The 15,794-nt window shown below is 43.5% G+C and carries 11 protein-coding genes; all 11 read right to left on the bottom strand.

All coding sequences use genetic code 11. The features are described from left to right. Positions 1–110: 110 nt before the first annotated feature. Positions 111–2,525 (bottom strand): glycoside hydrolase family 95 protein, encoded by a 2,415-nt coding sequence (locus tag FRX45_RS19085; protein WP_152270077.1) that lies wholly within the window; start codon positions 2,523–2,525, stop codon positions 111–113. A gap of 308 nt (positions 2,526–2,833) precedes the next feature. Further along, positions 2,834–4,342 carry an ATP-binding protein gene (locus FRX45_RS19080; protein WP_152270076.1) on the bottom strand — a complete coding sequence of 503 codons (1,509 nt, stop codon included), beginning with the start codon at positions 4,340–4,342 and terminating at the stop codon, positions 2,834–2,836. Next, positions 4,339–5,376: an eCIS core domain-containing protein gene (locus tag FRX45_RS19075; protein WP_152270075.1), complete on the bottom strand. Its 1,038-nt coding sequence runs from the start codon at positions 5,374–5,376 to the stop codon at positions 4,339–4,341. The genes FRX45_RS19080 and FRX45_RS19075 overlap by 4 nt, the downstream gene beginning before the upstream one ends. A 69-nt stretch (positions 5,377–5,445) precedes the next feature. Next, positions 5,446–6,219, bottom strand: a complete 774-nt coding sequence (locus tag FRX45_RS19070) for a ParA family protein (RefSeq protein ID WP_152270074.1) — start codon at positions 6,217–6,219, stop codon at positions 5,446–5,448. A 9-nt stretch (positions 6,220–6,228) separates the two neighbouring features. Beyond that, positions 6,229–6,648 (bottom strand): hypothetical protein, encoded by a 420-nt coding sequence (locus FRX45_RS19065; RefSeq protein WP_152270073.1) that lies wholly within the window; start codon positions 6,646–6,648, stop codon positions 6,229–6,231. 60 nt (positions 6,649–6,708) lie between these two features. After that, entirely contained in the window at positions 6,709–8,073 is a 1,365-nt protein-coding gene (locus FRX45_RS19060) for a vanadium-dependent haloperoxidase (RefSeq protein ID WP_152270072.1), read from the bottom strand. Between the two features lie 154 nt (positions 8,074–8,227). Continuing rightward, on the bottom strand, positions 8,228–9,469 hold the full coding sequence (locus FRX45_RS19055) for a hypothetical protein (RefSeq protein WP_152270071.1): 1,242 nt from the start codon (positions 9,467–9,469) through the stop codon (positions 8,228–8,230). Between the two features lie 7 nt (positions 9,470–9,476). Beyond that, on the bottom strand, positions 9,477–11,492 hold the full coding sequence (locus FRX45_RS19050; protein WP_152270070.1) for an eCIS core domain-containing protein: 2,016 nt from the start codon (positions 11,490–11,492) through the stop codon (positions 9,477–9,479). Positions 11,493–11,505: 13 nt separating this feature from the next. After that, positions 11,506–12,189 (bottom strand): hypothetical protein, encoded by a 684-nt coding sequence (locus FRX45_RS19045; RefSeq protein ID WP_152270069.1) that lies wholly within the window; start codon positions 12,187–12,189, stop codon positions 11,506–11,508. Positions 12,190–12,330: 141 nt separating this feature from the next. Beyond that, the gene (locus FRX45_RS19040) at positions 12,331–14,340 is read right to left on the bottom strand and encodes an eCIS core domain-containing protein (protein ID WP_152270068.1); all 2,010 of its coding nucleotides are present in this window, start codon (positions 14,338–14,340) and stop codon (positions 12,331–12,333) included. A gap of 161 nt (positions 14,341–14,501) precedes the next feature. After that, complete coding sequence (locus FRX45_RS19035; protein ID WP_152270067.1) at positions 14,502–15,794, bottom strand: contractile injection system tape measure protein; 1,293 nt, start codon at positions 15,792–15,794, stop codon at positions 14,502–14,504.

Genomic DNA, 15,794 nt, shown 5'->3' with positions numbered 1-15,794 from the left:
TAAAGCGAAGATAGATGCTTCTTCCGCTTTAAGACGGAAGAAGCATGACAAGCAGTAGTAGTGAATTTGAGCTTTTGAAATAAAGCCCAACAAAGAATTGCTCTCCTCTCCTACTTCAACAATCCACTAAGTGGATAGGTTTTACCAGCAACGGTTTGCAGGCTTATTTCTGCATTACCATATTTTACTTTACAGTCGCCGCCTTTTTTGGAAAGCAGCACGGCATCCGTCAGTTTTCCATCCTTCCATTTCATATTGAGTTCAAAACCGCCTCTTGCACATAAACCTTTTACTTCGCCATCTTTCCAGGAAGCAGGAAGAGCGGGCAGCAGTTCAATAAAGTCTTCATGGCTTTGCAGTAACATTTCGGCAATACCGGCAGTAGCGCCAAAGTTGCCATCAATCTGGAAGGGCGGATGAGCACAGAATAAATTATTATAAGTACCACCACTATTGGTCATTTCCACGCCGCTTGAATGTACAGGATTCAATAAGCGATTGAGCAGTTTTAAAGCATGGTCACCATCATGCAGTCTTGTCCAGAAGCTCACTTTCATGGCCAGCGACCAGCCGGTTCCGCCATCTCCTCTTAGTTCCAGCGATTTGCGTGCCGCCTGTGCCAATGCCGGCGTTTTGTAATAAGATACCTGGTGACCGGGATATAAAGCAAACAAATGCGAAACATGCCGGTGCTGTGGCTCCACTTCTTTAAATTCTTTTGCCCATTCCATCAACCTTCCATCGGATCCAATAGCAGGATCCGGAATTTGATCAATCGCTGATCTTATTTTTTCAATCGTTTCATTCTTTATTCCCAAAACGTCAGCCGCATCTAATGTGTTGGCAAATAAATCGTGGATCACCTGGTGATCATGAGATGGTCCCATGCTGATGCTTGCCTGGCTGCCATCGGGTGCTATAAAATTATTTTCGGGTGAAGCCGCGGGACCAGATACCAATTTCCCCGACACAGGATCTTTTACTAACCAGTCGAGATAAAATGCTGCGGCGGATTGCAATATGGGAAATACTTTTTTCAGATAGGCCTGATCTTTTGTAAATGCATAATGCTCCCACAAGTGCTGGTTCATCCATGCACTGGCGCCAACATGCAATCCCCAACTGGGGTGTTCCCCCGGAGCGGTAAAGCCCCATACATTGGTAATGGGATGCATCACCCATCCTCCTGCATGATATTGCGTTTGAGCAGTTTTTGTTCCGGGCGCCTGCAGCGATGCAATCAATTCGGTTAATTGCAGGTGGGTTTCAGAGAGATTGGTTACTTCGGCCGGCCAGTAATTCATCTGCACATTTACATCGGTATGGTAATCGCAGTTCCAGGGCGTTTGTATTTTATTGGCCCATATACCCTGCAGGTTAGCAGGGAGACTGCCCTGGCGGGAAGAGGACAATAATAAATACCTGCCGTACTGAAAATACAAAGCATATAACTCCTGCTCGTCTTGTGTTTGTTTATTTTTTTGCAAAAGCGCATCGGTAGCCAGTGCTCCATTTTTATTGTTGCCCAACTCAAGTGATACTCTTTTCATATAAGAAGAAAAATCGGCAACATGCTCCCTGCGAAGCATGGCATAGGGCTTGCTGACAGCGGCTGCGGTAAGCTGTTCCAGTTCTGTTTCATAACTGTTATTGGTATAATCCGGGTAATGCAAACGGTAATTAGTAGCCGAAGTTATAACCAGCATTACTTCCGTTGCATCCTTTATCACCAGCTTGTTGCCCGATGTTTGTATACTTCCGCCTTTCAATACCGGCGTTACTATCACTTTGTATTTCATGCCTTCGCCGCCGGCGCCATTGTTCATGGTACCCGTCATCAGCAGTTTGTTTTGCTGCGCTACTGTAGTAAATCTTTCCGGCCGGTTGATATCCAGTGTAAAAGAAAGTGCTTTGGCTTTTGATGCAGATAAATGAACGATCAAAGCCTTTGCGGGATAACTGGCAAAAACTTCTCTTTTGAACTGAATGCCTTCCTGGTCGTATTTCACGGAAGCGATACCATTGATAATATCAAGATCACGGTAATAGTTTTTGTAAGTCGCTTTTTTACCGAAATCAATCCACAGATCGCCGAGGGTTTGAAAACAACCAAAGGGAACCGTTGAGCCGTTACCGTTACCCGACCCGGCTCCCTTGCATACCTGTGTTTTGTTGGTGAGCGCTGTGGCTTCCTTATACTTTCCGGCAAACAATAAATTTCTTATTTCCTGCAAAGAAGCGAATGCATCAGGATTGTCATTGTCCGCCACGCTCCCGCTCCATAATGTTTTATCATTCAGTTGCAGCCTTTCTTTATTCGCATCCCCAAATATCATAGCCCCGATAAAGCCATTACCTACAGGCAGGGCTTTCAGCCATTCTTCGTCATTCTTCCAGCCATCATCCACATCCTTAACCGATGCATCCGCCGGTGTGGTATACCACAGTTTAAGGTTCTGCTGCTGTTGTGCAAAAGTGATCGTTCCCATTAAAAAGAAAATACCAAAAACAATTGTTTTTTTCATGCCGCTTATTTTAATATTCTATAGCCCAAATATAAACAAGGGGAAATGTAAATGCATACAAATAAATAAATACATCGTATATACAACCGAATACAGATTCTTTTCCCGCTTTGAGGCGGGATCAGAATGACAAGCGATAGTAGTATGGATCAGCTTTAGTCGTACAGCCGGCCCGCCTGTCCCGCCAGGATGAACTGTTCGGACGGGACTGGGAAGGGACTACTGCCCGTTATCGCCCACATGTTTGGTGTTCATGAAACACTACAACCTGCGGCAGTGCTATACACCGTGTCTGATAGATAATTCACTTACCGCACAAAAGGCTTACCCTCCTTGCTCAATTCTCTTTTAATACCATGCAGCACATCGGCAAGATAAATAATAAGAGGAGGATGGTTCAGTTTTTTATCTGAGCTTACCATAGCTTCCGGAAAATCTGTTTGGGGGTTATCATTGTTTGCAGCACCGTGCATGCTTGTTTGAACAGATGCTCTTTCTATGGCTTTAAGAGAGGCATAATGTACTACGTTAATGATACTTCCACCCGACATCTCATATTTTTTAACCAATTCGGGAAGATTGTTGTTTTCTTTATCCATTTTATTATCCAACTGTCCCGGTTCATTTGCAAAAACAACATTTCCGGGAAAAGACTTTTCCCATATTTGCACTCTTTCTTCTGCATCGGGAAAAGGAAACTTTAGTATAGCATTGAAACGACGAAGAAAAGCATCATCAATATTACTTTTCATATTGGTAGCCAAAATGATAAGTCCGTCATAGTCTTCAATGCGCTGCAAAAGATAAGACACTTCCTGGTTGGCATATTTATCATGCGCATCCCGCACATTGGTTCGCTTGCCAAATAAGGCATCCGCCTCATCAAAAAACAATATCCATCCTTTATCTTCAGCACGGGCAAAAAGCATTTCAAGATTTTTTTCTGTTTCGCCAATATACTTTGATACTACCATGGAAAGATCAATTTTATATATATCCCTTCCCATTTCATTAGCCAGCAAACCGGCGGTTAATGTTTTCCCCGTTCCGGGTGGGCCATGAAATAATACCCTGTATCCTTTTTTTAACCGATCCTGCATTCCCCATTGCTGCATCAGGGTATTGTTATGCTTCAGCCAACCGGTAATTTCTTCAATCTGGTTTTGCAATTCTTCGTTGATCACCAGCGACTGCCAGCTTCTTTTTTCGCTTATACGCCGCGCCGGGAATGTCATGCTGAAATGTGGTGGAGAAGGTTTGCCATACATTAATATATCGGCATAATCCTGCGATAAAATTATCCTTCCGCTTAACGGGGGCTCACCCTGGGCAAGCTCTTCGAGCCATAATATTTTTTTTCGGCCAAATAAATGCTCCGCGCCAAATAGTTGCTGTACAACCAGTCTTGTCTGCATATCATCGCCTGCCAATAGAAATAAAGCAGTTTCGCCGGTGGGCAAAAAGGCACGGGAATTTTTACCGCGTATACCCCCGATCCCGGGAAAATTGCCCGCATCACTTAATTTGCTTTCAATAGCACGATCAAATAAATCGGGGTGCAGGTATGGTGCAAGCGCTATCACCAGTAAAACAGACTCTCCGGGGCTGAGTTTATTGTTACGCACAAAATTCGCTAAAGGGGCATGCCAGCTATCCGGCTCCGGCAATAAAGGAGCTTCAACCTGTTCACCGGAGGGGAAATAAGGAGCCAACCGGTATTTAATGAGTTTATCTAAGTAAATAAATTCCCGGGAAACCGTGGCTTCACGATATACATTATTCCCTGCTAAACCTGCTTCCGCATTATTACTGTTCATATATCAAATATTTTCCAGCATTTAATCAAAGTAAAAGTAATGTTGCTGTTATCATCTATCGAATATTTAAAACCACAGGCTAAACCTTCATTATTAATAATAGCTTTAGCAATGGCAATATTGGTTTCGGTATTCCACATTAATTTAATACTGGTTCCCGATTGTGTTACCAACAAGCATTCGTTTGAATTGGTGCCGGCAGCAGCACATGTGGTGGTTTGCGTGGGATCGAATGGTACGTTTCTTTGAGTTGCGAGATAATGTCTCGCTAAAATGATGCTAAAAGACTCCCTGTCATTCTCTACCTGGCTTTCGGCCTTAGCGTTGGCAGAGGGCTGCCTTTGAACGGAACCGGTATTACCGCTTTGCTGAATAACGTGTGTGAGCTCATGCGCCAGTAAATGTTTCCCGGCCGGTGATTGGGGATTATATTTTCCGCTGCTAAAATAAATATCACGGCCATGTGTAAATGCCTGCGCGTGCAACTCTTTATTCATTTGAGCGGATTCGGCGCCGGTATGAATATGTACATTACTAAAATCGGCTCCAAACGAAGTGTTCATCTCCCCCAGTGTTTCGGCGGGCAATGGCTGTCCTGCCCCGGCGGTGCTTTCTATCCGCCCGGATAAAGATGAAGAAGCAGCGGCGGCGTTTCCCGTTCCCTGTACTGCCTTGCTTTGCAATCCCTCCTTTTCTTCCTCCTCACATTCAGTACACATGCGTTGTAGTTGGGGGTTTTGCTGTATCTCCTTATTCATCCGCTGTATATTGCTGATCTTTTTTTGTTGTACGATGTCAGCGCCGGCATTACCATTAACTACCGCATCAGCCACCCTATTCGCTTCCTGTTCAAACGGATCGTGAGGCTGGTTTATGGTAAATCTGCCCGGCTTGGTCTGAAAGAACGGGTCTTCTGTCTTTCGCTGAACAACCACATCAGCGTTTCCTGCAAAAAAGGGTTGTGCAGGCCTTTGTTGTTCTTCGTGCGTATGCGGGTTCCTGTGCCGGCGGCTGCGATAACTGCTTCTGAACATACAGCAATATTTAAAACGTTATAAATACCGGGGCATTTTTCTTCTGTGCATCAAACATATCTTTAAAAATTATTTCGCTAATTTTCTTATAAACTCTTCGGCCAGGTTCTGATAATCTTGGGCGCCATGCGAATGTTTGTCAAAACTAAAAATATCCGTTCCTGCCTCCTGTGCTTTTGACAGTTGAATATTGCTGCGGATATGGGTGCGGAATGCTTTATCGCCAAATTCCTGTTCCAGTTGCCGGTATACCTGCCGGTTCATCGTTTTGCGTTCATCATAACGGGTAAGCATAAAGCCTAACACTTCGAGATTCCTGTTTAATTTACTTTTAACGGCTTTGAAATGATGCATAAAGCTACGTAAACCTTTTAAGGGCAAAAATTCAGCCTGCAAAGGCATCAATACATAATCGCTGGCCACCAGTGCATTTACGGTAAGCATGCCAATAGCCGGAGGACAATCAATAAAAATAAAATCATATTTATTTTTCAAAGGTTCCAGCAGCCAGCTAAATACCTGTTCACGTCCGTACACACTTACCAGTTCCAGCTCGGCGCCCGCCAGTTCAATAGAAGAAGGCACCAGGGGCAAACCCGATTTTGTTTGAATGATCACCTGCTGCAGATCACCGCTTTCGCCTGCAATTTCTTTTTTTAGTTCTGTAAAAAGATTTTTTTCAGGCTCATCCAATACACCCAGCGACTGCGATAAATTGGCCTGCGGATCAGCATCAAACAGCAATATTGTTTTACCCATGTGCTGCAGGGCTGCCGCAAGGTTGATGGCGGTAGTGGTTTTGCCCGAACCGCCTTTTTGAATGGCAATTGATATGACAGACATGTTGTTGTTTTATATTTTCCTTTCTTTAGCCTGCTCCACATCAATGCTACTCACCTCCTGCTGGCGGCCACCGGCAGTGTACACCGCAACCACATCCAGGCTATCCGTGCTTTCAATAACCAGGAATCCTTCAAAGCCATGAATAAATGTGAGCCCGAAATCTTTGACCTGTGCGCAGGTTATCCTTTCCACAGCATCGGGATCAAGCCCGTCATTAAAATACTTGGAAATGCCGATGGGAGAAGCGATCTTCTTCCTCATTTTTATTTTTTTAGTTTGAGGATTATGAATATTTACCGCGGTTTGGTAAACGCCGGGAAGAAAAGCATCCGTTGTTTGTGAAGTACCGGGAATATTGGCTGTGCAAATAAATTTTACAGCATATTGAAACCGGTACCTGGTTCGTGAAATGACTGCTGCTTTTGCCATGATGGTATTTTTTTGATGAGAAATAAATGATTGGCTTTATTTATAAATCAGGTGCTCAGCTTAATCATTAAAATAAAACAACGCTTTTTCCCATGTGCATTTGCCAATTTCCGCTCCCAGCTTTTGTCCATCCGCATTGCCCTTAGAAAAATGGATTCCGCCATATAGTCCCGATTTTCCCGCTTGTTCTGCCGCTGCGGTAAATGTGTCCCATTCTAATGTTATATCCTGCTTTGGTGTTGCTCCCTTTTCTATTGCAGAACAACCTTTTTCAATAACAGTACAGCCCCCAAACTGATCACTCCCGGTATAATATTGTAGTATAGTGGCAGCAGCACGGCTAAGTGTACTTTGTACCGAAACATGCTCCGGGAAAGCTGGTGTGGCAATATAAGACTGCCAGTCTTCACCTTTAATCGTTTGTTTGCCATTATGGGGTCCACCCCAGGTCTGTATGTCTTTGCCACGGTACAACTCACGTATAGCTGTAACGGGCCGTACCGAATTATACTGGTGTTTGCATTCCCAGCAGGCAATGGATGCATCGAGCAGGGCATTAGAAAGTGCGAAGAACAATTTGATACAATTGGAGTTGCCGTATTTTTTATTAAGCGCTATATACTGTGCAATTTCGCACCAGTGCCCTGCCGGGGTATAAGTGCCGGGGGCATCGGCCCAGTATTCTGCAATGGCTTTTTGTTTATCCGTTAATTCTGCGCTGATGGTTAAAATTTCTCTCGCTTGGTCTTTAAATTGTGCCTGGTGCTTTTTAAAAGGCGGTTCAGGCCTGAACTGACCGTTATAATTGAGCGAAAACGAATGCACCAGGCCCAAGTGCGGAACAATAAAATGCTGTATTTTATATTTTCCGGTTGAAGTCATTATTTGTAAGGACTGCCAATAGCTCAGATCATTTACTTTGTTCCATGTATTAACAGGCGTATAGCCGGTATAATCGCTCCAGGCAGGCATATGCAATGTTCCATAAGGGTTAGCACCATCGCCGGCACGATATTCGATCACTAATTTAGCCATCATATTTCCTATACCCTGCGGCGTTGTAATATCCAGGGATGTATCAGCAGGATCGTAATCCAGTTCATACATCAGATCGCGAAACATATTCTTGTTGTGCGAAGGCAATGCCAGCCGGAACAATTCCACCAGCACCCTGTAAGCGGCATAGCTGAAAGCTTTCCGGCGATTATCCTTCGTGCACTTTTCTTCGTCATTTATCTTTATATATAAAGCCGTGCTGGTGCTGAGAGCGGCATCTGTATACACGCTCCATGCATCATACATGGCAGTATGCACCATAGCCAATGCCCTGGCTGCCAATGGCGATGCTGTTTTAGAATACCGGATAGCGTCTAAGGCTAACTGGTTCCATTGAAGAACGAGGGGTTTTGATTGGCTTGCTGGCATGTTGTAATGTTTTTTTTTGACATCATAATGATTATGCATTCTAATATCATTATCCTGATTAGTTAGCCTTTTTTTGTCTATTCTCTTCAACCCTGCATTTAATCGCTTTTTATTCTGTTATCCTGTACTTTTTCGCAACCAGTTAACAGAATATCTACATAAAACCACCCTTGCTAAACCAGTCAAATAAGGGTTTGTTTAATTTTTTCAATTTTCCCGGTGCTACCTTAAATAACATAAATGCTTCTGCAAAAGCTTCTGTTGCACTTGTTGCAGCATAAGGCGTTAAAGGCCTTTTGTTTTTTATTAACCTTTTGAATTGATCAATTACAGGACCTGCCAGTATTTTATCCAGTTCCTTATCAGCGTCATCCTTCTTTTTTTCAGCAGCTTTTAGTTTTTGCTCAATGGGGCGTTTCGCGTCTGCTGTTGTAGCGGCATCATACTGTCGTTTAATACGCCCATATTCTTTCTTTGTGTCAGTTGCTCTTTCAATCGCAAGCCTTTGTTTGCCAAATTCCATGGCATGTCCAATTTCATGTATTATAGTGTCGGCACCTGTTCGAACATTATATCCCTGTTTACTCTTGTCTTCCCCATCATCTTTCATACAATCATACATGGTTATGGTATACTTACGATCTACCACATCTGTTTCGTGTAATCCGCATTTGTTATAATCTTCGGGGAATTCGCATTCATAGTCGGCATTTTTAGCTATAAGCTGGTTACATCTGCTTGTCCAGCGGATAAAATGGTAATTACTGATAAGCGGAATCTCCTTTTCTGTAAGTTTTCCCAAAGCCTCTGCGAGCAAACCAATATCTTCCGGGCTCCAGTCTTTATCTCCGCTCTCCATAAAAATATTATACTTCTTTTTAAGCATCTCTTTTGTCTGCTTTGTTGCATCAATCCCTGCAAGGGAATAATATTCGGGATGCTCAGAAAAATTTTTGCGTGCAAGCTCAACATGCAGCCTGTTTTTATAATCCCTGTTGTAATACAGTGCCAGCATGGCGCTAATGCCCGCTTCGCAAACAAATTTGCGGGCATCATAATCCTGCCTGATCTCATTTTCAATTTTTTTTCTTTGTTTGCCCAGTATCTCATCCAGCATTACTTCCCGGTTAATGTGTTCCACAACGCCCACCTTGCCTGGAAGCAGGTCGCCTGTTTTTTGTTTTAAACAGTCTTCAACGGACACGTTTGTAAGCGGGCTCTTTTGTATTACGGGCGAGGAATTTTGTTGATGAAGTATATGCGTATCAGCATACATTGTTTGAGGAGAGAAGAAAGGCTTGCTGTTACTAAAGAAAGGAAGACTTTTTTCTTTGGCAGAGCGCAGATACTGATTGGCAGGCGCTGATGGTTCTTTATGATAGTTGAATGATTTCATATTCTATTTAATCAGGAAAAAGGCATAAACCCCAGGTGAAACGGTTGGTTCCATCATAGATCAAATCAGTTCCTGTATCGGGGCGCTTCCTGCACTCAGCCGCCTGCTGAAACAATGTTTCAGCAAAATCCACCCATTTATAAAAAGGTTGCGTACGATCTCTGCGGTATCCGCGTGTCTCAAAAATGGCAAGCTGCTTTTCCTCCCCTTTAGATGGCACTTTTAATTTACCCATGCTACTGGCGCCGCGATGTGGCGGAGAAAGCAGGTCTATATCTTTACTTATTATGCTCAACAGCCACTGATTTATTGTGATATTGGACTGAGGAACATTTTTACCACATTTGCTGGCATCAATATGCGGAGGAGGTTTTACCTTCGATGCACAGTCGTGGATATCCTCTTTGTCTTCGGTTGACAAGGCCGTAATTTTCCCATCCTGAAAAAGCGCCATCATATTATCAAAATGACCCCAATAGCCTTCCGCAAACAAAGGATCGTTTGCATCAAGCTTGAGTGTTTTGGGTATCACATTGTTTGCAATGATATATTTGAACAATGTTTTCTCGTCTGCACCCAGTAATGAATTAAACATTGAGGAAAAGCTGGTACGATGCATAAGACGAAACCTGGCTTTTACAGGCGATACGTGCGCTGGCGTAGAAAGTACTTCCTGCCCCCGGGTTATGTAATTAACAATTACCTGGAGAAAACCGCGAAGGTTGTCTGTATTTACGGTTGCCCCAATTTTTTTGTTTGCTTTTTTGGCTGCATCCAAAATACCATTCGCATCATTAATAACCGGATCAATAAACTCCGGTTTTTCATGTTCTCTCAATAAAGATTCGTATTGTGAAAGGGCCAGCCCTTCCGAAGACTGGATAGCGGCTACAAACTCGGGATCCCTGATATCAACTTTCAACTGTTCTCCTTTCTTCAGCGGGATTAGTTTCTCCATCCGCTTCTCTTCGCTGAATGTAAACATTTTTGACCGGCGATGCTCCTCGTTCCATGAGAATACCGGATCTTCCCCAAAGCTGTTATTGATCGCCCTCACTATATCAACTGCTTCTTGTATCTGAGCTTCCAGTTTAGACCAGGTGCGAAATGGTGCTGTCTCAAACTCCAGTACACTGCCTGTATCTGTCTGCATTTCCACCCCGGTTTTCCCTTTGTGAAAATACTTTCCAAACTTCCTTGGGAATTTCCGGTCCTGGTTCGTGGTTATTTTATTTCTTGTTTGAAATTCAAACCCCATTGATCGCTGAATTGCAGGAGCTGTTTTACGGGCATCAATCTCAGTGTTTTTTTTCAGAGCAGGCTGCTTCCGGATAAGTAAGGAAGCTCCCTGCTGAATGGTGTGCGTTAATTCGTGAGCAAGCAAATGCTTACCGGTTGTGCTATTGGTATCATATTTACCGGCATTAAAATAAATATCATGTTCATGCGTAAAAGCCTGCGCCTGCAAATCTTTATTCATTTGTACTGCCGAACTATCATTATGGATACGTATACCCGAAAAGTCAGCGCCAAATGCATTTTCCATTTGAAGTTTCGTAACATCGGAAAGCGATCTCCCATTACCTTTCGAAGCATATAAATTACTTTCAATAGTGGGAGATGCTGTAACTGCTGACGTTTCATCCATTTTCGTCTGCAATTTTTCTTCTTCCTCACAATGGGTACATTTTGTTTGAACTAAAGGAACGATCGAAGTAGCAAGTGGCTTTGTCTGAACAGTTTCATTTTTAACAAGCACACCAGGAGCGTTTAATCGCTGTACTACTGTATCGGCCATTGAATCGGCTTCCTGTTCATACTTATCATTGTGCTGACCAATGGTTAACTTTGTTTGCAATTTAGCGCTGCTATTTATACCGTAAGCTGTTGGTGATTTGAAAAAAGAAGGTTTCCTGGCATTGTTACTTCCAAAAAAATTTCCTTCCGCCTCCTTTGAAAAGAAAGACTGATTTGCCTTTTGCATCCTGGCAACAGATGCTGTTTTTGCTTCAGCGGTTTTCATGCTACAACATTCATTAAAAGCGACCCGATATACCAATGGATGTATTTACTTTCTCATCTGCCGGCTTATCGGGATTGGTATTATAATCAAATTTTATATCGAGGTTTACTCCTTTTCCTACAGGTATTTGTATATCCAGTTTTAGTTCACCATCCTTAAGAAACTGGTACGACTTCATACCTATTCCAGCACCGTAAGAAAGAATATTTCCCCATTTTTTATTTGCACCCATAAAACCGAAACTTGTTTGCAAAAGATTACGGCCTATTCCGTATCTCAGAAAAGTATTCCACATGAGTTCATTATCGCCAGGATGTAAATTCGCTGCCTGGTAAAACCGGTAAGCGTTGTTTTGCAGATTTTCATCAACATCTAATTTTAATTGGCCTGCAAAACATCCGAAATCCGGAAATGCAGGATTTGTAATGCACCTGGCTGCGCGGGGGGTACGAACTGGTGTAGGCGGCGATGGCGTAGTGCCTGGTGAAACATCTTTTGTTACTGGTTCATCAGGTTTTTCCTGGCGCTGGATACTGTTTTCTTCCGGCTTACAGGCAACACATTTTGAAGGTTTAAAGAAAGCGGATGCGCCATTGCTTTCGCTAAAAAAACTCCCCTCCCCTTCTTTTAAGAAGAAAGGCTGATTTGCCTTTGCAGCACTGGCAACCGTTGCCGTTTTTGGTTCAGTCGTTTTCATATTTGCGCTCACTTCAGTAACGTAGCGTTTAATCTTATTTACCAGGTGTATTCCTATTCGCTGGTTAGCGGAGACACTAACCGGGCGGCGTTATGCTATTCTGTTTTAATTAACCAATACCTAACTTCAATTCGTCTAAAACTAAGGACATACGCCAATCAATGCTGTCGGTGCTGTCACGGTAGTGCTTCCATTCGCTCCGGCTTTGCGTGTAGTTAGTGTGGAAGCATCGGCGCCAAGTGAATGCACCTGGAAAACGGTGGCGAACCTTCTGAAGCTTCCTGTGCCTACTTTATATTCATAAGGAATAAACAGGCCAATTATCCCCGGAGCAAATGGCGGCAGGCCACCACAATGACCGGAATAAGCGCAATCGCCCAAAACTGATTTTGTTCCTTTGCCCGCTATCACTGTAGTGGTAAGGCTTTTATCTCCGCAAGGGCCCAATCCCGCAGGAGAGCAATGTCCACCTTTAAAAGTATTACATGAGTATGCACCTGATGTAGCTATCCCAACAACGTCTAATTCACGATAAGTTACCTTATTGAAATTTACATTATCAGGCAACAGGAAAACATCCGCGAGGATCCCGGAATCAGGTAAGTTTAGATGATGTTTAACAGAGCCGCCTACATTGTCCATATGCACATCATCGGGAGCGATTATTGTAAAATCAATAGTGGCAGTATCAGCCGTTACAGTAACCGTTTGCGCTGTATCCGGAGCACTGAATAATACAGTGGCGCCAACATTAGCAGACAAGGTTCCGGCAGTTGTGGCCCATGCAGTTGCCACGTTCCCGGAAGAATGCGTAAGGTTCACTTCTTCCCCAACGCCAACGGTAGTTCTGGCACGGGAACCCGGGGAAGTTACTACCGTTTCGCTGGTAATTACAGGAACTGGTGGCGCCGCTATCATAGTAATATCCGCTCTTTGATTATTTGCCTGCGCACCAAATTCATTTGTTTCACCCCGGGCAAATATTTCAATCATATTATCGGGTACACCATTATTTCGTAATTCATTGGAAACCGATAGCGCCCGCTCGCACGACAGCCGCCAGTTCATTTCATCAGCCCCAGGCGTACTTGCATATCCATCAACACGTAAAGTATCCGTGCCACCGCTTGCCTGCCAACTGGCAGCAAACAGGGCAATATCATTTCGTTGTGGTGCAGATAAAGATGTTGAAGATGTAAGGAATAAAGAAGTTAGCGCAACTGTGCCCCCGGAACTGGTATTGGCTACATCACAAGCCATTGGCGGAACTTTTGATAGATCTCCCAGCCGCTGAATTTTAGGGGATATGCCTCCTCCCTGTTGCACAACATGCGTTAACTCATGCCCCAACAATCTTTTACCGCTATCCGTAGCTGGTGAATATTGCCCGCTATTGAATACAATATTATTCCCGGAAGTATATGCCAATGCATTAATGGATTGGGCTGATTTTGCGGCAACGGTATCCGTATGCACTTTTACATTACTGAAATCATAACCAAAATGCGGCTCATAAACACTGCGTATCTTTTCGGGTAATGGTTCCCCGCCGTTGTTCAGACTTCCAACATAATTTTCTAAAGCGCTATCCGCTGTTGTTTCATTGCCATTCGTTTCTTTACGTTGCATTTTCTTTTCTTCCTCCCGGCATGCGGTGCACTTCCGATGGATATTATTATCATCATCCTGTAGCCTTGCATCGCTTTCAAATATAGGTTTACGTTGCACTTTCCTTAATGCTTCCTCATCCTTTTCTTTCTTCTGCAATTTTTCTTCTTCTTCGCAATGGGCGCATTTTGCCTGAACCCAAGGGCTTATTGAAGAAGTCAGCGGTTTTGCCTGTACGGTTGTGTCCTCTTTTGTAAGCACACCAGGCGTTGTCATCCGTTGCATCACTTTATCCGCCATGGCATCTGCTTCCTGTTCGTATTTGTCGTTGGGCTGACCAATCGTAAGCCGGCCGGCCGGCGAAGCAGATTTTGTCTGCAATACCCCCTGACCATTTACACTATACAAAGATGACGATTTAAAAAAAGCAGCTTCCCTTTTGCCTTCTTTAAAAAAAAGTCCATCCCCTTCTTTTGCGAAGAAAGGCTGATTTGCCTTTGCATTGCTGGCAACAGTTGCTGTTTTTGGTTCAGCCGTTTTCATATTTAACGTATATAGCGAAGCGTTTAATTATATTTTTTCCGGTTAGTGGAGACACTAACCGGGGTGGTGATATTACCACTGACTACTCAATTCACATCCCGACTACTCACTTTTCACTTCTCACTTTTCTCTCTCACCTCTCACTATTCACCTCTTACCCCTCATCTCCACTCCACCCACAACATATCTTTCATCCAGGGCAGCTTAATAATTCCCATATTCCAGGGCAGTTGATCTAGCAACACATCTATTGAAGCGCTTTCTATCTGCAGATACCGTTTGTCATTCCTTTTAAAATACTTTCCCTTTCGTTGCAGAAATCCTTCGCGCAGTCCATCTGCTGAAGTATTTTGCAAAACCGGCCATTGTTCAATAACCGCTATCAGCATTCTGTCTGTTTCATCTAATTCGTTTTTATTTAGTTCAACATCCCTTTCTATCGGCATTGCCAGCGGCCAGTTGCATAGTATTTTGGGAACAACCAATTCATATTCTTCCGCTTCCTCTCTGCCCGTAGCGGCATAATGTAAAAGGTGAAGCGCTTTTTGTTTTGATTTATCGTCTTCAAACTTACCTTCTTTCACCCATTGCAATCGTTTAAACAACGTGGAAAGAAATGGATGTATCAATACTATTCCCGCATACTGTACAAATAATCCTTCTTCATCAATGCTTTCTACCCGTAGTTCACCGGAACCTATTGTGATGTCATTGATTTTCCGAACTTCTTCCACCAATCGTTTTGGAGTAAGTCCTTTTTCTAAACCGGCAGATAAAAATATCAGCCGCTCCCATAATTTAACCTTGTATGCGCTCTCCTGCGTGCCTGTTGGTGCGGGCTCCCCTGATCGGGAAAACATTTGCTGTAAGCCATTTATTACATTGGCCAGGCCAGGCCGATCTTCGGGAGCCAAAATAGTCACCAGTTGAATCAGAAACTTTTCACTGTGCTGCCATACGATCCTGTGGCTAACAGCCGGTTGTTGTTTGATGATTCCTCTTAATTCGGTCACGCTGTTATAGTCGGCAGCAAGCGCTTCCAGCACCTGGTTATACCATGCTTCATTTACCTGCAGCGTATTCCAGGGCAAATAACCGTTTTGCATATAAAAGAGCCACTGCCTGCAAATACCAATTGCTTTTGCTTCGTGGCCAATCTGCTTTCTTTCCCGGGCTTGGCCTATTTGAGCATACAATTGTTCCTTTATTGTTGAACGTATATCTTCACCCCAGTCATCCCGGTTAATCTCATCTTCTGAAACTTCGCCCAGGTTAATTTCCAAATGATCAATATGAATCATTTCATCATCGTGCGACAGTTCGTTAAAAACATTTTCCAGCACTGGCAATACCTTATTCCGGTAATGCGCACTCATTGCTTGTTGCATGCGAAATGCACCGGATTTTTTATTGATCGCCAGGCTAATGACCTGTTTTTTTATGATGTGTTGCAT

The organism is Agriterribacter humi, assembly GCF_009192765.1.
GTDB lineage: Bacteria > Bacteroidota > Bacteroidia > Chitinophagales > Chitinophagaceae > Agriterribacter > Agriterribacter humi.
This window is presented reverse-complemented; position numbering and strand designations above follow the sequence as displayed.